This window comes from Paenibacillus sp. JJ1683 (genome assembly GCF_053006485.1).
In genome coordinates this window covers 2814440-2840100 of sequence record NZ_CM129820.1, presented here as the reverse complement: position 1 = coordinate 2840100, position 25661 = coordinate 2814440, and the positions used below count along the sequence as shown (strand labels likewise).

The window sequence follows — 25661 nt, the reverse complement described above, 5'->3', positions numbered from 1 at the left end:
CAACGAACGAGGATTCTATATAAAAAAACACCCTTAAACGTAAAAAACAATCCCTAAACAACAAGATGTCTAAGGAATGTCCTTATAAAATGGTAATAAAACCATATTATCGAATACTTTATTTTTCGTTTCAATGGTCATATTCCCACCGTATTTATCACATATTCTAGATATATTGGTTAAGCCAATGCCATGAACATCCAGGTTTGATTTTTGACTATGCAAATGAGCCACTTCATTCTCCACATGATTCAGAATGTGAATGAAAAGCGCAGATTCATTGGAATGTATTTTAATCAGAATGTACCTGTCATCAGCAATCTTGACCTTTTTAGATGCTTCTATGGCATTATCCAGCATATTCCCTAGAGCGACACATAAATCATAACGTTCAATATTTACTTTCTGTGAGTATAAGTTGAGCTGAGTATCCACCTTGATGCCATTGGCCTGAGCAATATTAAGACTATTTGTAACAAGAGCATCTATAACCAGATTACCAGTGTTAACCCTTTGATATGCTCCTTCGATTTTATTTAATGTGATCTTAATATGTTCACTCGCCTCAGCTAATTCATTTCTCTTGATACATTCGTCAATATACAAAAACTGTTGATGTGTATCATGAATGATTCTTTTTATATTTTTGAAGCTGTGAACCGTTTTTTCGTAGTTAGCATCTTGGTAGTCCATCTGATGTTGTAGTTGAGCATTTTCATGCATTAACTGGAATTTTTCAATAACATTATCGAAGATGTATATAATAAAAACATTTAAAGAAATAAAGCCAATAATAGAGCCAAAATAATACATATTCTTTTCACTATAAAGAGATAAAACATTAACCTGGTATATACTTATGATGGGAACGATTAAAAATAAAAAATAGTAACGATGCTGCAAAGGGAAGGTTCTGCGTTTGGCGAATAGCCGTATAATCTGAATGACAGCAAACATGATAATACAGCTGAGTAGCATAACCTTAGAAAATATCAAGTGATCCTGTCCGCTCAAATGACTAAAGTTGCTAATCTTAACGGAGTCTACAGCATATAAAATATACAGGGATAAAAGATTAACGATGGTGATCAACACAGCATAAAGAATGGAAAAAATGATCTTTGTCTTTATTTCCACGGTATAAGACTGAGCCAAGCTAAATATGACAAATAACGCTAAAATAGAGGAAAACGTAGGGGTCAGATAGACACTTAAATATAAGAAGTTCAACAACCCGAAAATAATGAAATACATCGTTCTGTTCGGCTTTCGACTGGACTTATCAAAAACCGAGTTGAAATAAAAATTAACCTGAAAGCACATCACCAGTACGACACATAGGTTAAGAAACAGGTAGTTATATGCCATCATATTAATGCATCTTCATAATCATAAATTTGGTATACAAATCTTTAACTTCTTTTATTTTAGAACGTCCAATAGGCAACTTTACATCATTTGACATCAGAACATCACCGCCAGCAAATTTTTTGACATGAATTAAATTTATAATAATCGAACGATGAATTTGCAAAAAATTATGTTCCTTTAATGCTGATGCATAATCAGAAAGAATCCCTTTGCTATCATAGGTTTGTGTAGAGGTTACAAAATGCAGCTTGTTTTTTATGGTCAAGCTTTTGGCCACTTCAATACTAATGATATCATCATATTTTAAAAGCACTTCCTCATAAGCTGACTTGATGATAACGAATTTTTTATCGAGAGCTTGAAAATATTGACACAGCTTTATTATTTTTTCCTCAAAGATATAGGGAGCAATCGGTTTTATTAAATATTGAAATGTAACTACGTCAAAACTTTCCACCATATATTCAGGGTAGCTCGTTAAAAAAACAATCTGTTCATCTAGGTGATTTAAACTCCTTATTTTTCGGGCGGTTTGAATTCCGTTCATGCCATTCATTTCAACATCCAATATTAAGATATGGAATGGAGCCTCATGGTTTTGATAATGAGATACTAGTTGTTCTCCTGAGTCGAATAATTCAACTTTAAATTCTATATTTGTTTTGATTGATAAAGCGATCAGCATATTTTTAACAAGCTCTCTTTGCTTGTACTCATCATCGCAAATAGCCACTCTATACATAAATGCCCCCCTCTTTCCCATTACATGTTGCAAGGAAGTATAGTCTGAACAGTATACAATATCTTAATATTCTATACATAGCTTTTGGATAAAACGCAAATTCAAATCCCTTAAATGCGATTTATTGTGTGCTATTCGTTCTCTATGCTTGGGCGTTCCCTTTTGCCATCGGGGGCTTGCGTAGGTTGGTCGGTTTGCGGACGATGTCGCTGGAATGAGGTTTGCTGCTGTTTTAACTATTTTGACCCGTTGAATAAGAACACAACTTGTGATTTATTAGGAAGATAGGAATTGATGTATCAGGAGAACGACTTTCATACATAAGACTTATTGGAGGAATTTATGGATAATAAAAGGTATTTTTCAATTGGGGAAGTTTCTAGATTAAAAAATGTTACGATAAAAGCTTTACGTTATTATCATAATATTGGTTTGTTAATACCTGCATACACTAATCCCGAAAACGGTTATCGCTATTATACAATTAATCAATTCATCTATTTGGATATTATAAAAATTTGTAAGCAAAGTAATGTAAGTGTTAAAGAAATTAAAGCTTTATTTGCTAAAGCCGATACTAATTACCTTAAATTTTACTTGGAACAGAAAAATGAAGAAATTCATAAAGAAATAAAGAAATTAGAGCAACTTAATAAACAATTAGAAATATTAAAGACAGCTATCCATTCATCTGAAGATGAACTTATGAACAATGAATTTAATATTCAAACATTTAAAGACAGATACTTTTTAAGTTTACCTACTCAAGATGGAGAACTTAATGAGATTAAGTCATTCGATAAGTTAGATGAAAAATTAGGCGAATTGGCAGTCCAAACGTTTCAGTATGGATTAATTTATTCATGTCACCATGATAATTGGAAAATCAGTGATGTATTTCGTCTAATAACATCAGATGATTATAGATTGCTTAAAGATACCTTTAATGTATCTAAATTATCAAAAGGAGAATATTTAACTATTAATTGCACAGGAGATACTGAAATTGAAACATTTCAATTAGTAAAAGAATATTTGGAGAAAAACAGTTTGACGTGTAATAAGGTTTATATGTTTTATCTAGTGACAGATGTTTTTAATCAATATAATCATTTCTCTCAATTTCAAATTAGTCTAAAGCCCACCCTATAAATAAGGTGGGCTGACTTTTAGCTTATAGCTTGTATTCATAAATAAAATTTGTATTTTCGAGTTTGCCGTTAGGTAGATTAAATACAGTTACTTCTTCATCAAGACGGACAAATCCATTATGATCATAGAATCCATAGTTACTCATTGTATCTGTATACACATAAATTTTATTTGTTTTTGTATTTTTTAAGTAAGAGATGAGCTCATTAAATAATTGTTTCCCTACCTTTTTTCCTCTAGCTTCTTCAGAAACAGCAAAGAATTCTAAGCACCCCTGAAACTCATCTTCTTTTCCTCTAATTAACTTGCTGTATGCCTCATTAGTCATAGAGGTGAGTTCAACAAATACTTTTCGTTCGATGGCATTTAGATTTAAGAGTTGTAGCAATTCACTTGTATAATCTTCTTGTAACAATCTATAAGATGTTATTTCACCAACTCTTGAACCAAAAATTACACCAATGACTTCTCCATCTAATGTAGCTACTCTTCCAAAAGTACTTTTATTTAATATTGGACTTATGAACATCATTGTAACTGCTGCATTTATTACGCCGTCATCCTCGATAAAATCCTTTGCGTTCCAGGTATCTGCAATAATCGATTTAATAGGTTCTATATCCTCTTTTCTAATGTCTCTAATATCTAAGTTCATTTTGACTTCCTCCTTTTAATCAATTAACTTACAAATTGAGTTTAATGTCTCCCCTAATGGGGAGAGTCAAGTATTTAATGCAGTGTCTTTTTCAACAGGGCTCACTTACAAGGACAGACGGCTAATAGTCATGTTAAACTGGGAAGTTTGGTCCGCTCGGAACCTGGTGACGATGGTACGATAGCAACGCCAGATGCCATCGATTGTCGATATTCAGTTTGGCACCTGTTCCAAGGGCGTTTAATACGCTATCGCTCTGTTTTTGAAGTTTTTCATAACATCATTATGCTAACTAAAAAACCCCTAGCGGGTCTATTCACCTATATCTCCCTGGACAAGCAAAAGCAGCCCTAAAGGGCTGCCTCTTCTGCTGTAATCATACTAATTGCTCGTATATTTTACCCAGTCATATTCAGCGTATAGCGGATTTGCTCCGTTATATGAACCTAACCAGCTATCCACTCCGGTGCCATTCCATAAATTCATCATAATTTTGCCTGGCGTACTCGGAATATTCGTGGTTGCTGTATGTTTCAGAACACCGTCAACGTACCATTTAATATACCCTGGCTGCCAATCGAAAGCATAGGTATGGAAGCTCGTTGAAGCATCAAAGCCAAGATTGATAATCTTTTCGTGCCCACCGACTCCATTGGTATAATAGTTAAACTGTACTTTTGTCGTGTCCTTTCCTAAAAATTCGATATCTATTTCATCCCATTGCGTGCCATGAGAAGGTCCTGTATACGTGAAAAAGGATGAGACAATTCCCGTGTTTTTAGCAGGCTTCATGCTGACCTCGTACAGGCCATATCCGTAATTGTTCGTTGATCGGTACTCCCCACAATCAAATTTGTTGTTCGCAGGACTCGTTAAACTCAGCTTGAGCTTTCCATCATTCGTAAAGTTAACATTGTTTGCACGCCAAGTACAATTGAACATTTGCCCATTGGAATACCCATCTGCCTTTTGCCAAGTACTTGAATTAAAATAACTTAATGGTTCCCAGAACACATTCCCCGCAAATGCGCTTACCGAAAAAAACAGAGAAATCACACCTGTGATCATCAGCGTAAACCAAGACTTCTTCTTCATAATACACCTCCATGGACAATTTCAAATATGAATGAAAGTTGTGGAACGTGGTTTCCAGCAAACGTAGTATGATCTGCCGAAAACCAAATAATAGAGCTTGCCTGGACATTTACCCGCTAATAGCGTTCTCTTGGAATAACAGGGCGGGTCCCTCGATTTTGCAAAAGCTCCAAAACAACTACTGTTTATATGAGCGATCATAATGAAAATTCAATAAAATCCACGTAGGCATCCCAAGTGCCGTCATCACTCGTCAAGGCGAGTTTGATCTCCTGATCTCCAGTAGCGTGAGTAATATTGGACAAGGTTTGAACAGTCGGCGTTTTGCCCGTGAAATTGAAGGAACCTACAGTTACTCCGCCAATAACCAAGTCCACCTTGGCCGTACCAGCATTGCTTGAAGCCCCCCGCACTGAGATATTATGCGTAGAGTTGGCAAAATACTGTGAATATGATACATAGTCAGCATTGGCATACAAAGCGACCCCGTCGAACGGTGCACTGATCTTGCCTGCATAAGTGCCGCCAATCTTCATATTCTCGGCTTCAACCTTGGTTATCGTATTCCCTCCCGTGTTGGGAGTGAACTGCCAGGCATCCAAATTCAACAGATTGCCGCTGCCTGACCCAGTAAACACCAGATAGATGTTGTGAACCCCCGTTGCATTATTGATCGTGGTCTCTACTTCTCTCCAGGTCTGCATACCTCCAGTTGAAGGTACTTTCAAGGAGCCGACTAGAGGGCCTGTTTCACTGTCAAGCCGTACTTCAATGTTGCCACCGACATTAGTGGCCACATTAGCTTTGAATGTCTTCGCTCCGGCAGAGCCAAAATCAGCCTTCCCGACAGCGATCCAGTCTCCATTATGGATGTTGGTCACATTCAGATTGCTAATCGGGCCGCCACTGGCTTGTGTGGGTTCGGTCGTAACGCCTGCTTGCCAGGCAATGGTCTCCGCTTCAACTCTGGTATATGGGTTCATATTGGATAGCTGAGCGATTCCTGTCATATTCCCTTGCACCTCAGAGATGCTTCCGTCCTCCTTGTGCACCAGCTTATTAATATGCGGAGAGCGATAGCCTTTTCCAGCTCCAATTTGAGCCTTGCTGACCGTTTGGGCATGGTATACGACATACCATTCATTCTTAAAATTAAATACAGCATGGTGGTTGTTGCCTCCAACGCCGAAGAACGTATACGGATTTTTTAGGAAATGACCTTTATAAGTGAAGGGACCCATCGGGTTGTCGCTAACCATATAACCGATTTCACCTGCAGGGTACTGTTGAGGGTGTGTTCCGGCAAAGTTGATACAGTACGAATAGTAGTATTTGCCGTTGTATTTATGAATACCGGAATCTTCAAACAGGTAAGGAGCGTCTATAGTGGTGGCGCTTCCAATAACGCTGGTCATATCTGCGCCTAATTTTATGACTCTGGCGGTTTTAGGATTTGCAATGGAAGCCGGATCCGACTCATTAGGAATTCCGCCACCGCTATACAGGTATCCCGTGCCATCATCATCTACCAGTACAGCCGGGTCAAAAAGCCAAGTCACGCCAGCCATCCCAGGTGTACTATGTGTCACAAGCGCTTTGCCAAGGGGATCTGTCCAAGGTCCGATAGGCGTGTCTGCTGTTAGGACACCAATACCTGCTCCCCCATTGGCAAAATATAAAAAGAACTTGTCTCTGCCATTTATTTTTTTATGCGCAACTGCTGGAGCCCAAGAGTTAGAGGCCCATTTGGCAATGCCTCTTCCACTGTTTTTGTTGTTGGCACCTGCGACTGGTATCGTTCCGTGATCCGTCCAGTTCACCATGTCTGTAGAGGATATGACCTGGATACGATCCAGCGCACTGAAGTCGTTCTCTTTAATCGATCCATCCTTGTTATACACGTACGTATCACTTGACATGTAAATATACACTCTTCCATCATACACCAATGAATAGGGATCAGCTCCCAATTTATGATCCATTAGAGGATTGGAATTTCCAGGTAGCTTTGCCAGTGGTCGATTGGCAGCATCTACATTTAGCATGGGAAAGACGCTGAGCAATAAAGCGAAGGAAAGAAATAAAACTAGACATTTTCTAATCATAACATAACCTCCGTTTTTTATATGGTCTAAAGCTGAGCTATCCGTAAATTTATCAAACTTAAGAATATGCTCAGACCTTTACCCGCAAGGAGAACTGACGTAAAGAGTGGTAAGGGATAGAAATAATCTGAAACCGCTTACAAATTATTGTTTGGAAACGCTCTACAAGAGAAGTCAATACTTACTTATCTCTGTCCTTATGCTGTGAACTTCAGTATTAATTGAATAAAGTATAGAATATAAAATATTAAGCACTAATATGTAATTCCATTCATAATAATGGATTTATTTGGAATGATCATACCATACTCTATCAAATATAACAATATCATTCTAATTTAAAAGAGCACACCAAAAGGGATGTAACCTACCGATTTGCTTTGTGAAATACTGACGTTTTTCCGTAACCGTTTAAGTATAATATTTGCCCTGAGTGGATTGAGTTTGATTGTAGGCGAGCAAATTAAGGGCAGACTGTCTGTTAGGGTTATTGAGCAAAATCCACCCGCTAAATACATCACAATCTAGGCTTGGTCCACCGAAAGTTGAGTTAGGTTATTTCTAAAATCGGGCGCTCTCCTCTGTTGGACAGCGCCGATTTACAACCTTGATTAAGGCAAGATAACTACCATCGGTATCGTTCCGATGAGGAAGATCCAGAAGCATTGTCTCTTCAACCTGGTTATCGTCTAACTTATAGCTGTTTGTCAGGCATAAACGAATATGATTATTGCATATAGCGTTCGCCATCCATGACAATGGTTTGTCCAGTGAGATAACCAATTTTCGGATTGGCAAGCTGGAGCACAAGCTCTGGATCACTTCTTTTTAGCTCGCACCATATATCAACAAAAGCAAGCTCATAAAAAATTGAGTGGATTGTATATCCTTATAGCTGAAGCTTATTATCACCAAAAAGATTTTGAGACCGCTTCGTATTGCTACAGGCAAGGCCTTCATGCTCAATGACAAAAAACCTCAGGGCTCCTTCTAGATGGATAAGGTCCCTGAGGTTTAATCATTTATATTCATTTATGGCTCATAACGCTTAATAACGATGACCGATTGTGGCCACCAATGCCGAAGGGATTGGATAGCCCGATATTTTAATGAGGCTTTACATGCTTCGTGAGGCCATAGTCCAGATGAACCGTTGACCGAATGAGTGCTGGAATTGGCCTTTTTTTCAAATGGTGAAAAGCAGACTGAGCATGTTTCGAAACTTGAGAGAGCAACGAAATGAGAATGGATGGTTGTTATATCAGAAAAAAATATTTTGCAGGCCAGGGTCGTCGGTTTGAGCCGCTACCCTTGCCTGCAAACTGAAATCATTTCTTTTAAAAAAATGAAAACTGATTTAGAAAATAAAGTCGATGGAATCCGGCGAGAAGCCTTCCGGCTGCTCGTCCGAGTTCACCTGAATTTCGCTTAATAGCAAATCTGGATTAGCTCCAACCTGGGACAGGATCGCTATCAAATCTCCGGTTAATCGTTCAATAGCATCTGCGCCAAACAGCTTCGTACAATATTCAAAGGAACCCTTGATCTGCCCGTCTTCATCACTCATGGACAAGGTCAAATCGAATTTGGAGGTCCTGTGTTCCTTAACATAAGGACTAAAGAACAGCGTTTCAAGTTGCGCTTCCTGTGACTCTGTATTTTCCAGTACAAACACAGTGTCAAACAACGGATTACGGCTTGCATCCCGCGCTACATCCAGCTTTTCCACCAGTTCTTCAAGCGGATAATCCTGATGCTCGAAGGCTTGCAGCGTACGTTCTCGGGCTTCCAGCAGGTAGCTGTGGAACGTTTGGTTGCCCTGCGGCTGGTGCCGGATGGCTAGTGTATTAACGAACATGCCGATCAGTGGCTCCAGTTCAGGCAACAAGCGGCCTGCTACCGGCGTACCAATGATCAAATCGTCCTGACCACTGTATTTGGACAGCAGGACGGTATAGGCACTCAGTAGCACCATGTACAGCGTACTTCCGGTCTGTGCCGCGATTCGGCGCAGTTGCTCGGATACATTCGAGTCAACAGTAAAATCATACATTGCTCCCTCGAAGCTGCGAACAGCAGGTCTAGGGTAAGCAATCGGCAGCTCCAGTACAGGCAACTCTCCGGCTAAATGCTCCAGCCAGAACTGTTCCCGGCGTTGGTATGATTCACGCTGCATTTCCTGCTGCTGCCACACCGCATAGTCCTTGTACTGAATGGGCAACGGCGCCAATGCTTGCCCTTCGTACAGTTGTCCCAGCTCCTGCACGATATTGTTAGACGACACACCGTCTGAAATAATATGGTGCATGTCGTACATCAGGAGATGACGTTCGGGTCCGGTTTGAATGAGACGGACACGCAGCAGAGGTGCCTGCTGAAGATCGAAGCTGCGTACAAAAGACTCGATATAGGCTTCGGCTTCAGACTCATGGGCCTGCAGGCGCTCTACTGCAAACGCTACCTGATCGTAAACCCGCTGAACAACCTCGCCGTCCACCATTTCGAAGGAAGTTCGCAGCGTTTCATGGCGGGCTATTAACTGACGGAACGCATCCTCCAGTCGATCTGCCTGAAGCGGCCCCTCCACGACTAATACACCCGGCATATTGTAGCTGACCTCCCCACCGTCCAGATGGCTCAAAATATACAGTCGTTTTTGAGCCGAGGAGACCGGATAGTAAGACTGTTTGGCAGCTGTAGGGATCACCGTATAGGTGTCTGTGCCCTGCGCGGTGATCAGCTGGGCTTGCTGCTCAATCGTAAAGTGCTGGAACACCTCACGCAGTGTAATTCGGCTGCCCAGTTCCTGATGGATTTTGGCCACCAGCGTCGTGGCCCGCAGGGAGTGTCCACCCACATCGAAGAATGAGTCGGTGACTCCTACGCTGGACAGCTTCAAGACATCCTGCCAGATTTGGGCTAGCTTGGCCTCCAGTGGCGTCCGCGGTGCCACATACTCCAGGCCTCCTTCAAGGCGTGCTTCCGGTGCTGGCAATGCCTTCCGGTCAATTTTCCCGTTGGGCGTCAGCGGGAAACGATCCAGCTGTACCACATACGTCGGGATCATGTAATCCGGCAGCTTCGGCTGTAGCGCATTCCGCAGTTCCGGTAGACTCAGCGACTCCGAAGCTACGATATAGGCACACAGATCCTTGTGTCCGTCCTCGTTTTCCCATGCTGTGACTACGGCTTTCTGAATGCCGTCCACGGTCAGCAGCTGTGCTTCCACCTCGCCCAGCTCGATCCGATACCCGCGAATTTTGACCTGATGGTCGATCCGGCCTAAATACTCGATACTGCCATCAGGCAGCCACCGTGCCAGGTCGCCTGTCCGGTACATCCGGTTTGCGTAAGTGCTGTCCGCTGGATCAGCGGCCGTCGCATCAGCAAACGGATTCGGGACAAACTTCTCAGCCGTCAGTTCCGGCAGGTTGAGGTATCCTCGTGCGATACCTGCCCCTCCGATATAGAGTTCACCCGCGATCCCCATCGGTACCAGCTGTTGTCGAGTGTTCAAGATGTACACAGCCTGGTTGGCTATCGGCGTTCCGATGGATACCGTGTGCTCCCCTTTTTCCAGCAGTACATTCAGCGACTCTACATCTTCAATCGTATAGGCGGTCGTATCTACGGTCGCTTCGGTCGGACCATACACGTTCGTAATGACCGGATGATACCCGGACCATTTGTGCAGGAACCCCTGTACCAGCTGCACGGATAAGGCTTCGCCCCCGATCAGGTAATGCTTCACATCCGGCGCTTCTGTCACATTGACGCTTTCGTTCAAAATATGCAGATGCGCTGGTGTGCCGTCCGACAGATCAATCCGGTGCATGCGGTAGTAGGCGATCAAATGCTCTCCGCTCAGGCTGACGTCACGGGACACCACATGCAGGGTATGACCTAGCAGCAAGCTGGCAAAGATTTGCTTCACCGAAGCGTCAAATACAAATGCGGACAGCCATGCGATGTGAAGCGGCTGATCATACCGACTGTACACTCGTTCATACAGAGCATCTACCAGATTGCCGACACTGCCTTGCTCAATCATAACCCCTTTCGGCTGACCGGTTGTACCTGACGTGTAGATCATATAGGCCAGGTTATGCAGGCCGGCGACAGGGATCAGGTTGCTCGCATCCTGTGCTCCCCATTGAGCTTGAACGTCCTCATCGTCAAGAACGATAGCTTGTACTGTCGATGGCAGTTCGAGTGACAGGTTGGCAACTCTGCTGGTGATCACGACCTTGGCCCCACTGTCTTGAAGCATGTAGTCGATCCGTTCCTGTGGATACATCGTATCCATTGGCACATACGCGCCTCCGGCCTTCAGTACTCCCAGAATGCCCACCAGAAGATCCGCAGAACGTTCCAGCAGTACGCCTACCGGTTGATCTGCTTCAACACCTTTCGCCCGTAACACACGGGCCAACCGGTTCGCCTGCTCATTCAGCTCAGCGTAGGTTAGACCTATGTCCCCAGATACAACGGCTATCCGCTCAGGGCTGTTTTTCGCTTGCTCTTCAAAACGCTCGCTGAGCGACAGACCTTGGAGTGTTCCACGCACGCTGTGCGCGTTCGGATCATTGAACACCTTCAGAATCTGTTCGGTTTCTTCCGCCGTAATCAGTTCCAGCTCACCCAGCTTCGCATCCGGGTTTGCCGCCACGGCTTCGGCTAAGCGAATAAAGTGACGTGTCATCCGTTCAACGGTTTCCCGTTGATACAACGCAGTTGCATATTGCAATCCGAACTGGATGCCTGCCTCTTCCTCTCTGGCTTCCAGCGTGAAGTCAAACTTCGCCGGTGTTTGCTCCAAGCCGTATGGACGGAAGCTCAGATCTGCCAGTTGCAGTTCGCCTTCCTCGGTCGTTTGCAGGGTAAACATCGTATCGAACAGCGGATGGCGACTCATATCCCGCTTCACATTCAGCTTTTCCACCAGTTCCTCAAATGGATAGTCCTGATGTTCGTAGGCTTGCAGAGCCTGAACCTTCACTTCTTCCACGTAGCTGCGGAAGGTATGTTCCGCTGTCGGATAGTTTCGCAGTGCCAACGTACCGACGAACATGCCGAGGATTGGCTCCAAATCGGCATGCGGTCGTCCGGCAATCGGCGTGCCGACAACGATGTCCTCTTGGCCGCTGTATTGATGCAAGAGTGCGGTGTACGCCGCCAGCAGCACCATATACAGCGTAGAGCCTGTGTGCGCCGCCAGTTCCTTCAGGCGTTCGCTCACTTCGCGTTCCAGCCCAAACACCACGGTATCGCCTGCCGTACTTCGTATCGACGGACGGGCAAAGTCCGTCGGTAGATCCAGTACAGGCAGTTCCCCCCGGAAGGTGTCGAGCCAGTAGGCTTCCTGACGCTGCATCCATTCCTGATGGGTCTCACTTTGTTGCCATACAGCATAATCTTTGTACTGAATCCGCAATGGCGCTAGCTGTTCACCGTCATACAAGCGGACAAATTCATTAGTTAGTACCCCCATAGACACCCCATCCGAAACGATGTGGTGCATGTCGAGCATGAGTACATGCTGCGGTTCCTGCTCAGTTCCGGATACGCCCAGATCTACTAGGCCCACCCGCAACAGCGGCGCAGCTTTGAGATCAAACGGACGGACAAAGCAACTCACCAGCTCATCCACTTCCTTGCCGACCCTCGTGTCTGTATCCGTAGTCGCACCTTCTGCTTGTACCTTCGTATATTCCACCTCGAACGGCACAGTATCCTCAACCCATTGCATCGGCTCACTGTCGATCAGATCAAAGCGGGTGCGCAAGGACGCATGACGGGCGATCAGTTGACGGAATGCATGTTCCACTCGCTTCACGTCCAGCGGACCGCTCACTTGCAGCACCGATGGCATGTTGTAGTTCACATCCTGCGGATCGAACTGATGCAGCACGTACAGTCGTTTTTGCGCCGAGGACAGGGGATAGAAGCTACGTTCTTCCGTTACCGGAATGGACGCATACGTTACTTGATCCAGCTGTTCCAATACAACGGCCAGTTGCTCAATCGTTGGTGCTTCAAAAATACTGCGCAGGGGAAGCGGCTTGTTCAGCTCCTTGTGAATCCTCGAGGCCAGTGTCGTCGCCCGCAGTGAATGTCCACCAATCTCAAAGAAGTTTTCCTTTACGCCGACCTGCGTCAGGCCTAGCACATCCTGCCAAATTTGCGCCAGCTTCACTTCGACCCACGTTCGCGGTGCAACATAGTCGGCTCCGGTTTGCAGGCTGTCTTCTGGTGCTGGCAGGGCCTTGCGGTCGATTTTGCCGTTTGGTGTCAGCGGCATCTGCTCCAGCTGTACCAGATAGGAAGGGACTATGTAACCTGGCAGCTTCTGGCTCAAAGTGCTGCGTAGCACACTTGCGACAACTTCCTCATTGGCGACCACATAAGCACAGAGCTGCTTTTGCCCTTGCTCATCTTCTCGTGCGATGACCACAGCTTCTTGCACTGCCTCCAGCTTCAACAGCTGCGTTTCTACCTCGCCCAGTTCGATTCGGTAGCCCCGAATTTTCACCTGCGCGTCGATCCGCCCCTTATATTCCAGCGTACCGTCTGCATTCAAGCGTACCATGTCGCCTGTGCGATAGCAGCGTTCTCCACTGCGGAACGGGCTGTCGATGAACTTTTCGGACGTCAGGTCCGGACGGTTGCGGTATCCACGTGCCACCCCGTCACCGCCTACCAACAGTTCACCCCATACCCCGACGGGCTGAAGCCGCATCGAATGGTCCACGACATACGCTGTCGAATTATGGATCGGTCTGCCAATTGGCACTGATTCCGATTGCACACCGATGATCGCATGCACTGTTGAAAAGGTCGTATTTTCAGTCGGGCCATAGATGTTACTAATTCGCAGGGATGGATGGGCCTCCAGCACCCGGTTCATATGTGGTACGGACATTACATCACCACCGACCAGCAGCTCCCGTATCCTCTCGAACAGCGTCAAATCCTGTTGAGACAGCTGGTTAAAGAGCGGTGTGGTCAAAAACATCGTGGTAATGCCGTAGCTGTGGACAGCATCCTTAAGTTTGAGCACATCCAAAATGACATCCTGACTCACTAGCACAAGCTGTCCACCGTTTAATACAGATCCCCAAATTTCGAAGGTGGATGCGTCGAAAACAATAGCGCCTGTCTGCAATATACGCGTGTCAGCATCCAACTGCGCGTAGTTTGTATTTTTCACCAAACGTACGACATTGCGATGCTCCACCATAACACCCTTCGGCTGCCCCGTCGTACCCGACGTATAGATCACATACGCTAGATCGTTCGGACCGGACAACGGCTCCAGGTTAGAACCATCCTCGTGATACACACTTTGTGCCCCATTCAGCACAAGCATGTGACCGTCAAAAGCTACCTTGTCCACCAGATGGCTTTGCGTCAACAACAGCTCTGTTCCCGAGTCGTCCAGCATGTAGCGGATACGCTCTTCCGGATAGGTTGGATCGATAGGTACATATGCGCCTCCGGCTTTCAAAATCCCTAACATGCCCACGATCATGTCTATCGAGCGTTCGGTCATCAGACCCACCAGCCGATCTTTTGTCACACCTTGACTGCGCAAGGTACGAGCCAGACGATTCGCGCGTTCATTCAGCTCGCGATAACTCAGTTGCTCTCCTTCGAAGTACAACGCTGGCTGCTCTGGTGTGTGCGCCGTTTGTGTCTCAAACAGACCATGGATCGTTTGCTCGCTTGGATACTCGGCGGCTGTATCTCCCCATACGCTGAGAATTTGCTCGCGTTCCTGCTCGCTTAACACCTCCAGCTCTTGCACCCGAATGTCCGGCTTCGCTACCACTTGTTCCAGTAGCTGTATTAAATGGCCCTGAGTCCGTTCCACGGCTTCCCGATCAAATAATTTTGTATTGTATTCGAATCGGATTTTCATCGCTTCCTGCGGCATGACGACCAGATTGAAATCATAGTTCGTTTGTTCAATCATGCCTGCATTGCTGATTACAAAATCCGACGTTGCACCTTCGCCAAGCTGCTCGACCTGCTCCTCCACCGGATAGTTTTCAAACACGATAATGTGGTTGATCAGCTCTTGCTTTTGCTCGGTCAAGGCTTGAATTTCATACAGCGGATACGTCTCATAATCTTGAGAAGCCAGCGCCTGCTGCTGATTCGTTCTAATCAGGTCGGCAAAGGTGTCCTCAGCTCCACTGCGGATACGTACGGGAATGGTGTTAATGAACAAGCCCACCATATTTTCGATCCCCGGAATATCAGCTGGACGACCCGACACGACACCGCCAAATACGGCATCATCACTACCGTTGTACTTTTGAAGCAGTAAGCCCCAGGCTGTTTGCAGTAATGTATTCGGGGTCACGTGGTACTGCTTGGCTACCATTTCCATGCGTCCTGTCAAATCCTTACCTAGATCGCACAACACATGCTCAAATTGTGCACCGTCCGCTTTCGTGCCGACTTTTCCGGTTGGAATCGACGTTTGTTGATCATAGCCCAGCAAATAATCTTTCCAGTATGAGGCTGCTGCTTCTACATCCTGGGCTTCAAGCCACTCAATATACTGACTGTATGGAGTCACCAGGGCGAGCTTTGGTTCTCTATGTTCTACGGCTGCAAAATAAGCCTCAAACACCTCATCCGTTACCAACGCCACACACCAGCCGTCCATTAGGATGTGATGAGAGCTCCACACAAAGTAATAATCCTCATCACCTGTCCGTAAAATCGCCACGCGCATCAACGCATCCCGGGACAAATCGAATCCGGCTGCCTTGTCCTGGCGAATAAATTCCTGCACATACGCGTCACGTTCCTGATCATCCAAATGACGCAAATCTTCATAGCTGAAACCAACATCCTTGCGCCGGAAAATCACCTGCACGGGCTCATCCTGCCAGCCGCTAATGAAATTAGCTCTAAAGATCTCATGCCGCTGCGCCAAATGATTCAAGCTATCTTGGAAAATATCTGCCTGGAAGCGTCCACGCAAGTCAAAGGTCGTTTGTTCAAAATAAGCCCCTGACGCTGCATCCATCAGGCTATGGAACAACATGCCTTTTTGCATCGGTGTCAAGGCATATACATTTTCCAGTTCCCCGATGTCACGAGTCCGCTCTACTAACTGATCCAGCTCGGCCAAGGTTACAGGTTTAAGCATCACATCGCTTGGCGTCAGCTCCTGCTGTTTGCGACCCGCGCAATGTGCGATGATGTCCTGCAGGCTGGTTCTGAGCGCTTCGGCTAGCTGTTCCATCGTTTCCTTGCGATATTCCTGATGGCTGTAGCTGATCGTCAATTGCAATTGACCTTCTGAAATCAGTCCGTTCAAATCCAGCGTGTGCGATCTGGCTGCATGTGCGCTCAGCTCGGCACCGCTAGCGTAAGGAGACACGCCAATGGATTGATTTTGCATATCCTGATCAAATTGTCCCAAATAGTTAAAGCTGATTTCAGGTTCGGTTACAAAACGCTCTTGCTCACATGCCGCGGACAGGTATCTCAGCATACCGTAGCCAATACCCTTTTGCGGAATCCGGCGTAGCCCTTCTTTCACCTGTTTGATGCGCTGTGAAAGGTCTTGGCTCACACTCATATCCAGCACAACCGGGAATTGGGTCGTAAACCAGCCTACCGTGCGCGTAATATCCAGCTCGGGCAGAATGGATTCCCGTCCATGGCCTTCCAGGTTGACGAGCACTCGTTCAATCCCCGCCCAGCGATGAATAGCCAGGCCGAGTGCGGTCAGCAGCAAATCATTCATATCCGTGTTGTAGGCACGATGTGCTTGTTTTAACAGCTGCTCCGTTTCTTGAGCTGTCCACGTGACTGTCATGAGCTCGCTGTCTTTATTCAAGGAATGAGAAGGGGATTCGTCTTTTGGAAGCGGCTCATACACACCTTGTTCTACTTCTTGCCAGAAGGCGAGCTCTGCTGCCATTTCTGGGCCGTTCGCATAGTGAGACTGTCCCTCAGCCCAGGTACGGAACGAATCCGTTTTGTGCGGAAGACGAGCCAGTTGTCCGTTCAACGCCTGTTCGTAGGCTGTCGTAAGATCCTCGAACAAAATGCGCCAAGAAACGGTATCTACTACTAAGTGATGAATAACCATCAGCAAATGATCTCCATCTGGGCAATGGAACAGCCCCAGCTTCATCAGCGGTCCTTCGCTTAAATGAATCCCCGCCTGAATTTCATTCGCTTTGGCCTCAATCGCCGCAGACACTTCCGACTCCTTCCTGAAGTCTGCCTGATCCAGCGTATACAGCTCACCCTCACCCACCGCGCGATTCCAAGCTTCATACCCGTGTTCGGTAGGACGGAAAACGATCCGCAGTGCATCGTGATGGCTAACGATGTGATCCATCGCTGTGCGCAGTGCCGCTTCATCAAAACCATCCTTGCTATGCAGCATGATGGACTGGTTGTGATGATGAGCATCCGCCAGGTTTTGCTCCAAGAACCAGTGTTGAACGGGTGTCAGCTTCAAAGCGCCTACCACTTCACTCTGATCCGCCAATCGGGTAACGGATTGGACTTTCAGCGCCAATGCAGACACCGTTGGATGGCTGAACAGGTCTTTCATCTCCAGTCGATAGCCTGCTTGTAGCAAGCGGGACGATACTTGCAGCGCTTTGATCGAATCGCCGCCCAGCTCGAAGAAGTTATCCTGCGTGCCTACGGCCTCCACGCCGAGCACTCCGGCCCATACGGTAGCCAATACTTGCTCCACCTTGGTACGCGGGGCTACATAGGCTGCTCCCGTATGGATGCTGCCTTCCGGTTCCGGCAAGGCCTTACGGTCAATTTTGCCGTTGCTGGTCAGCGGGATCGTCTCCAGTCGCATCAGCCGTGCTGGCACCATGTGCGCTGGCAGTCCGGCTTCCAGCGTGGCCTGTACTTCCTCGATCCGCAGCTCGGTTTCTCCCGTGATGTATCCGCACAAATACTTGTGTCCACGCTCGTCCGTCCGGTCGATGACTACGGCTTGACGCACACCCGGTACCCGCTGGATCGCCGTTTCAATCTCGCCCAGCTCGATCCGATAGCCCCGGATTTTGACTTGATAGTCCATCCGGCCGATAAAGTCCACATTGCCGTCTGGCATCCACCGCGCCAAATCGCCGGTGCGATACAAACGTTCACCCGGTACGTACGGGTTCGCTACGAATTTCTCGGCTGTCAGGTCCGCACGGTTCAGGTACCCCCGTGCTACCCCGATGCCGCCGATGCACAACTCGCCCAGTACACCGATCGGTACCGGATTCAGCTGGCTGTCTACGATGTAGAAGCGTGCATTCAGCCACGCCTGTCCAATCGGCACATTCCCGCTGCTTGGCAGCTTCGACAGCTCTTCATCGTAGAAGCTGGAGTCAATCGCCGCTTCCGTGACACCGTAGCTGTTGATGATACGGATATCTGCACCAAACCGTTCTTGCAGCACTCGGTAGTCCGTCACGCTGCAGCTATCCGAGCTCGTGATCAGCAGTTCCAGACTGCTCATGTCCAGCCCGTGTTCATGCACATGCTGCATAAACGGTACGATCAAGGCTGGCGTCGATTCGAACACGGTGATTTGATAATCACGAATCCAGCCATACAATCGGCTTGGATCAATGCGGTCGTCTTTCGGACAGATGACCATCGTGCCACCATTATAGAGAGTCCGTGCAATATCGCCGACGAACACGTCAAAGGAGAAGCTGGCCAGTTGCAGCAGACGGACCGGGAACTGGTTCAGACGGTAATCCCGGCGATAGGCCGCAGCCGTATTGACCAAGCTGCGATGCTCGATCATGACGCCCTTCGGACGTCCCGTTGTACCGGACGTGTAGATCACATACGCCAGATCGTGCGACTCGTTGATGTGATCGACGTCTGTGACATCTCCGGTATACAGCGACTCATCGTCTAATGCTAGTACAGTGTGCAGACGCAGCCCTGTTGCTGGCTCGGATGCTGCTTCGCGGTCAGGTGGCGAATCTGATTTCAAGCTTACACCCTCATTCAGGCGGTCTCTTTCCATCGTTTCAGCGCTAACCGCTGTTTCCAACTCACCCTCGGTCTTTCCTTCGCCCAGAGCCCCTTGGCTTTCATTCAGCCATGCTTGCGTGCGCTCCTGCAAACTGGTTTGGGTCAACAGCACCGTCGCACCGCTGTCCTCCAGCATGAAACGAATGCGCTCGGACGGATAGTCTGCATCCAGCGGCACGTAGGCGCCTCCAGCCTTCCATACCGCTAGTACGCCGACCAGCATGTCTACCGAGCGTTCACTCAGAATGCCGACAATGGATTCGCGTCCAATGCCTTCTTTTCGCAGTCTGCGCGTCAATTGGTTCGCACGCTCGTTCAGCTGGCGGTACGTAAGCTGCTGCTCCTCGTACACCACCGCCACATGATCTGGCACAAGCTGTGCCTGTTCTTCCACATAGGCATGGAATAAGACTTCTGCTTCAGCCGCAACCTCCGATACGCCTACATCTCCAAAACCATAGAGGATTTGTGCCTTCTCCTCGACAGTTACCATATCCAGAGCTGCCAGTGGCTGCTGTGGATGAAGTGTAATCGCACGTACGAGTTCAGTAAAATGCTGTGCCAAGCGTGCGATGGTCTCCGGCTTGTACAGCGCCGTGCTGTATTCCAAACTACACAGAATACCTTCGGGCTGCTCTACGGCATCCAAGGTCAGATCGAATTTGGACGTAGGATTATCCGTCAGATACGGCTTGAAGGTCAAACCTTCCAGCTCGAACTCCTGCTGTTCAAATGTTTTCAGCTCAAACATCGTGTCAAACAGCGCATTCCGGCTCGTATCCCGCGTTAAATTCAGCTTTTCAACCAGCTCTTCAAACGGATATTCCTGGTGCTCATACGCACTAAGCGCATGCTCTTTGACCTCTTGCAGATAATCTAGGAACGTTTTGTCGCCACACGGATAATTGCGGATCGCCAACGTGTTGAGGAATACGCCTACCAGGCTCCCCAGTTCCGCATGTGGTCTTCCTGCAATCGGCGTGCCGACGATGATGTCCTCTTGACCCGTGTATTTATGCAAAAGCGTGCTATACGCTGCCATCAACACCATGTACAAGGTAGAGCCAGTTTGCGCGGCCAGCTGCTTCAGCTGCTCGCTGTCCTCCATGCGGATCGCAAACTCAAATCGAGTTCCTTCCAGACGCTGTACAGCAGGTCTTGTAAAATCCGTTGGCATATCCAGCGCCGGGATTTCACCAGACATGGTTTTCAGCCAATAGCTTTCTTGCTCACGAAGGCGTTCACTTTGCATATCTGCATGCTGCCAAACGGCATAATCCTTGTACTGAATACGAAGTGGCGGCAGTTCCTGGCCTTCATACAATTGAGAGAACTCCTGCACGATAATGCCTTCCGTCACGCCATCCGAAATAATATGGTGCATATCATAGAGCATGACGTGACGCCCCGGTCCGTTTTCGATCAACTGAACCCGCAGCAACGGTGCTTGTGCGAGATCAAATGCACGTACAAAGTCTTGTACGTACTGCGTTGTCTCTTCTTCGCTTGCCTGTACATACTCCACGCTGAATGGGGCGCTGGATTCAATCCTCTGAATCACCTCGCCATCCACCATCTCGAATCGGGTTCGCAGGGCTTCATGACGGGCAATCAGTTGGCGGAAGGCTTGTTCCAGTCGTTTTTTATCCAAGGAACCTTCGATAATCAACGCTCCTGGCATGTTGTAGCTAACCTCTCCACCTTCCAGGTGACTCAGAACGTACATCCGTTTTTGTGCCGAGGAAACGGGGTAATATTCGCGCTCCTCTGCCACAGGGATAGATACATACGTTTGCTGGGTCTGATCTTCACCCATCACCTGTACCAATTGCTCAATCGTCGGATATTGGAAAATATCTCGCAAGGCCAGCTTGTGATTCAGCTCCTGATGAATTTTCGCCATCAGGGTAGTAGCGCGCAGCGAATGTCCTCCCACTTCAAAGAAGTTATCCTGGATGCCTATTTGATGATGATTCAGAACGCTTTGCCAAATACGGACCAGCTGCTCTTCCAGCTCTGTGCGCGGCGCCACGTACTCCGTGCCTCCTTCGAGGCGCGCTTCCGGTACTGGCAAAGCTTTGCGGTCGATTTTCCCATTCGGTGTCAGCGGGAAACGATCCAGGGGTACGACGTAGGTCGGGATCATATAGCCCGGCAGTTTGGGCTGCAGTGTGCTGCGCAGCTCCGGCAAATTCAGCGCCTCCGAGGCTACGACATACGCACACAGATCCTTGTCTCCGTCTTCGTTTTCCCAGGCGGTGACGATCGCTTTCTCAATGCCAGCCACAGTCAGCAGCTGCGCTTCCACCTCACCCAGTTCAATCCGGAAGCCCCGGATTTTGACCTGATCATCCATCCGGCCGATAAAGTCTACATGGCCGTCTGGCATCCACCGCGCCAAGTCGCCGGTACGATACAGTCGTTCACTCGGCATGTACGGGTTCGCTACGAATTTCTCCGCCGTCAGGTCCGCACGGTTCAGGTACCCCCGTGCGACCCCGGCTCCGCCAATGCATAGCTCGCCCAGTACACCAATCGGCACCGGATTCAGCTGGCTGTCCACAATGTAGAAGCGTGCGTTCAGCCACGCCTGACCAATCGGCACATGGCCGCTACTTGGCAGCTTCGACAGTTCTTCGTCGTAGAAGCTGGAGTCAATCGCCGCTTCCGTAACACCGTAGCTGTTGATGATGCGGATGTCCGCGCCAAACCGCTCCTGCAGCACTCGGTAGTCTGTCACGCTGCAGCTGTCTGAGCTCGTGATGAGCAGCTCTAGACTACTCATATCTAGTACGTGTTCATGCACATGCTGCATAAACGGTACGATCAAAGCCGGTGTGGATTCGAACACCGTAATTTGATAATCACGAATCCATCCGTGGAGACGGCTAAAATCAATCCGGTCGTCTTTCGGACAGATGACCATCGTTCCCCCGTTATAGAGTGTCCGCGCAATATCGCCGACGAACACGTCGAAGGAGAAGCTAGCCAGTTGCAGTAGTCGTACCGGGAATTCGCTCAGGCGGTAATCTCGGCGATAGGCCGCAGCGGTATTCACCAAGCTGCGATGCTCAATCATGACGCCCTTCGGACGTCCGGTTGTCCCAGACGTGTAGATCACATACGCCAGATCCTGCGGTTCGTTAATATGATCGACGTCTGTCGTATCTCCGGTGTACAGTGACTCATTGTCCAATGCCAGTACGGTGTGCAGACGCAGCCCTGTTGCTGGCTCGGATGCTGCTTCGCGGTCAGGTGGCGAATCTGATTTCAAGCTCAAACCTTCATTTAGGTTGTCTCTTTCCATCGTTTCAACGCTAACCTCTGTCTCTAGCTTACCCTTAGCATTTTCATCGCCCAAAGCCCCGTAGCTTTCATTCAGCCATGCTTGTGCGCGCTCCTGCAATCCCGTCTGAGTTAACAGTACCGTCGCACCGCTGTCCTCCAGCATGAAACGAATCCGTTCGGATGGATAATCTGCATCTAATGGTACATATGCGCCTCCGGCTTTCCACACCGCCAATACACCGACCAGCATGTCCACCGAGCGTTCACTCAAAATGCCGACAATCGACTCGCGTCCAATGCCTTCCTTTCGCAATTTACGCGCCAATTGGTTTGCACGTTCATTCAGTTTGCGGTACGTCAGCTGTTGCTCCTCGTACACCACTGCCACGTGATCTGGTACAAGCTGGGCTTGTTCTTCCACAAAGGCATGGAACAGGGCTCCTGCTTCAACAGCATCAGCACCTAATACCCCCACATTTCCAAATCCATCGATGAGTTGCTCTTTTTCCTCGGCGGTTACCATATTCAAAACTGCCAGTGGCTGCTGTGGATAATAGGCAATAGCTCGAACGATTTCCGCAAAATGCTGTGCCAATCGCGTCATGGTCTCCGGCTTGTACAGCGCCGTGCTGTATTCCAGACGGCACAGAATGCCTTCTGGCTGCTCTATGGTCTCCAAGCTCAGATCAAACTTGGCCGTATGATTGTCCAGTGGATAGGAGCTCAAGGTCAGACCTTTCAGCTCGAACTCCTGCTGCTCCATTGTTTTCAACTCAAACATCGTGTCAAACAGCGCATTCCGGCTCGTATCCCGCGTTACATTCAGTTTTTCAACCAGTTCTTCAAACGGATAGTCCTGATGCTCATACGCACGGAGCGCATGCTCTTTGACCTCCTGCAGATAATCCAGGAACGATTTGTCGCTGGACGGATAATTGCGCATCGCCAGCGTGTTAATGAACACACCCACCAGATTACTGAGCTCTGCATGCGGTCGTCCAGCAATCGGCGTGCCAACGACGATGTCCTCTTGGCCTGTGTATTTGTGTAAGAGCGTGGTGTACGCCGCCAACAACACCATATACAGAGTAGCGCCGGTCTGCGCCGCCAGTTCTTTCAGGCGTTCACTAACCTCACGCTCTAGTACAAATTCGATCGTATCCCCTGCCGTACTCTGCACCGCTGGGCGGGCAAAGTCAGTGGAGAGATCCAGTACAGGTAGTTCACCTTGGAAGGTGTTAAGCCAGTAGGCTTCCTGATGCTGCATCCATTCCTGATGGGCCTCGCTTTGCTGCCATACGGCATAATCCTTGTACTGAATCCGCAATGGCGACAACTCTTCACCGCCATACAAGCGGACAAACTCATCGGTCAGGACCTCTAGGGACACCCCATCCGAGACGATATGGTGCATGTCGAGCATGAGCAAATGCTGGGATTCCTGCTCTACTCCCTGAACGCCCAGATCCACCAAGCCTACCCGCAGCAGCGGCGCAGCTTTGAGATCAAACGGACGGACAAAGCTCCGTACCTGCTGTTGCGCTTCTATGTTGACTCTTGTGTACGTATCTGTAGTTGTGTCCTGATCTGTGTCCACAGTCGCACCCGCTGCCTGTATCTTCGTATATTCCACCTCGAACGGCACAGCGTCCTCAATCCATTGCATTGGCTCACTGTCGATTAGCTCAAAACGGGTACGCAAGGTTGCATGGCGGGCAATCAGTTGACGGAATACGTTCTCTACTCGTTTCACATTCAGCGGACCGCTCACTTGCAGCACCGACGGCATGTTGTAATTCACATCCTGCGGGTCGAACTGATGCAGCACATACAGTCGTTTTTGCGCCGAGGATAACGGATAGAATGTGCGAGTTTCCGTTACCGGAATCGATGCATATGCCACTTGATCCAGCCCCTCCAGCACAGCTGTCAGTTGTTCAATCGTTGGGGCTTCAAAAATACTGCGCAGAGGAAGCGGCTTGTTCAGCTCTTGGTGAATCTTCGAGGCCAGTGTCGTCGCCCGCAGCGAATGTCCGCCAATCTCGAAGAAGTTTTCCTTTACGCCGACCTGCGCCAGGCCCAGCACATCCTGCCAGATTTGCGCCAGCTTCACTTCCACCCACGTCCGCGGTGCGACATAATCGACTCCACTTTGCAGGCTGCCTTCCGGTGCCGGAAATGCCTTGCGGTCAATTTTTCCATTGGGACTCAGCGGCATTTGCTCCAGCTGTACAAAGTACGATGGGACCATGTAGCTTGGCAGCTCTCGGCCCAGCTCACTTCTCAGCTCGCTGGCACGGATTTCTTGCCCGGCGACATAGTACGCCACCATTTGTTTTTGGCCCGTTTCATCCGCACGAGCCATGACCACCGCTTCTCGTACCGATTCCACTTGGAGTAGCTGCGTTTCGACCTCGCCCAGCTCAATCCGGTACCCACGGATTTTCACCTGATGGTCAATCCGGCCTAAGTATTCAATATTGCCGTCCGGCATCCATCTCGCCAAATCACCAGTGCGGTACATCCGTTCGTCTCCTGCTTCCCCGCCAGCAAACGGATCTTTCACAAATTTCTCGGCCGTCAGTTCCGGACGGTTCAGATAGCCTCGGGCTACGCCGACACCGCCGATGCACAGCTCCCCTGCCACCCCAATCGGCTGCAATTGCTCCGTGCCTTCCTTCACGATGTACAGACGGATATTTTGAATCGGTTTTCCGATCGGAATCGCTGCATATTCCTCATCCGGCTCGCAATCGAAGTACGACACGTCCACCGTCGCTTCGGTCGGACCGTACAGGTTGACCAGCTTCGCTCCGGCCAGAGTCAACACGAGCCGCTGGAACCGGGCCACATGCTGTGGCGGCAACGCTTCACCACTGGCAAAGACGTGACGCAGCGTGCCTAGCTTCGCTTGCATTACTTCTCGTGGCTGCTGCTCCACATACTCCAGGAACGCATGCAGCATGGCCGGTACAAAGTGCATCGTGCTCACACCGTCGCGGGCAATCGTGTCCACGATGTCTTCCGGGTTCTTTTCTCCGCCGACCGACAACAGGCTTACTTTCGAGCCGACCATCGACCACCAGAACAGTTCCCACACCGACACATCGAAGGTGAAGGCGGTCTTTTGCAAGATCGTATCTTCCGCACTCAAGCCGTAGCGATTATGCATCCACAAAATCCGGTTCAGCACGGAATGGTGCTCCACCATCAC

The 25661-nt window shown here is 48.4% G+C and carries 7 protein-coding genes (1 of these 7 cut by a window edge); 1 reads left to right on the top strand and 6 read right to left on the bottom strand.

Features of this window, described 5'->3' with window-relative positions:
- Nucleotides 1–69 precede the first annotated feature (69 nt).
- Nucleotides 70–1371: a GHKL domain-containing protein gene (locus ACUC6J_RS12130; RefSeq protein ID WP_447250264.1), complete on the bottom strand. Its 1302-nt coding sequence runs from the start codon at nt 1369–1371 to the stop codon at nt 70–72.
- A gap of 1 nt (nt 1372) precedes the next feature.
- The gene (locus ACUC6J_RS12125; RefSeq protein ID WP_447250263.1) at nt 1373–2113 is read right to left on the bottom strand and encodes a LytR/AlgR family response regulator transcription factor; all 741 of its coding nucleotides are present in this window, start codon (nt 2111–2113) and stop codon (nt 1373–1375) included.
- Nucleotides 2114–2455: 342 nt separating this feature from the next.
- Between ACUC6J_RS12125 and ACUC6J_RS12120 the strand changes: the two genes are divergently transcribed.
- Nucleotides 2456–3265, top strand: coding sequence for a MerR family transcriptional regulator (locus ACUC6J_RS12120; RefSeq protein ID WP_447250262.1), 810 nt, complete (start codon nt 2456–2458; stop codon nt 3263–3265).
- Between the two features lie 22 nt (nt 3266–3287).
- On the opposite strand, the gene ACUC6J_RS12115 is transcribed toward ACUC6J_RS12120, so the two are convergent.
- From ACUC6J_RS12115 to ACUC6J_RS12100, 4 genes are all read right to left on the bottom strand, one after another.
- Complete coding sequence (locus tag ACUC6J_RS12115) at nt 3288–3920, bottom strand: GNAT family N-acetyltransferase (RefSeq protein WP_025364892.1); 633 nt, start codon at nt 3918–3920, stop codon at nt 3288–3290.
- A 381-nt stretch (nt 3921–4301) separates the two neighbouring features.
- Nucleotides 4302–5015, bottom strand: a complete 714-nt coding sequence (gene bglS / locus ACUC6J_RS12110) for a beta-glucanase (RefSeq protein ID WP_017426919.1) — start codon at nt 5013–5015, stop codon at nt 4302–4304.
- Between the two features lie 197 nt (nt 5016–5212).
- Nucleotides 5213–7120 (bottom strand): carbohydrate-binding protein, encoded by a 1908-nt coding sequence (locus ACUC6J_RS12105; RefSeq protein ID WP_031463548.1) that lies wholly within the window; start codon nt 7118–7120, stop codon nt 5213–5215.
- Nucleotides 7121–8477: 1357 nt separating this feature from the next.
- On the bottom strand, nt 8478–25661 hold the final stretch of the coding sequence (locus ACUC6J_RS12100) for a non-ribosomal peptide synthase/polyketide synthase (protein ID WP_447250261.1). 25080 nt of this gene lie beyond the right edge of the window; the window shows 17184 of its 42264 coding nt (coding positions 25081–42264); its start codon lies beyond the right edge, outside the window — the gene reads right to left on this strand; it ends in the stop codon at nt 8478–8480.

Bases quoted from the DNA above. Each gene is read 5' to 3' on its own strand.
- ACUC6J_RS12120 (WP_447250262.1), top strand. From the start codon at position 2,456: ATGGATAATAAAAGGTATTTTTCAATTGGGGAAGTTTCTAGATTAAAA.
- ACUC6J_RS12105 (WP_031463548.1), bottom strand. From the start codon at position 7,120: ATGATTAGAAAATGTCTAGTTTTATTTCTTTCCTTCGCTTTATTGCTC.
- ACUC6J_RS12130 (WP_447250264.1), bottom strand. From the start codon at position 1,371: ATGATGGCATATAACTACCTGTTTCTTAACCTATGTGTCGTACTGGTG.
- ACUC6J_RS12115 (WP_025364892.1), bottom strand. From the start codon at position 3,920: ATGAACTTAGATATTAGAGACATTAGAAAAGAGGATATAGAACCTATT.
- ACUC6J_RS12125 (WP_447250263.1), bottom strand. From the start codon at position 2,113: ATGTATAGAGTGGCTATTTGCGATGATGAGTACAAGCAAAGAGAGCTT.
- bglS (WP_017426919.1), bottom strand. From the start codon at position 5,015: ATGAAGAAGAAGTCTTGGTTTACGCTGATGATCACAGGTGTGATTTCT.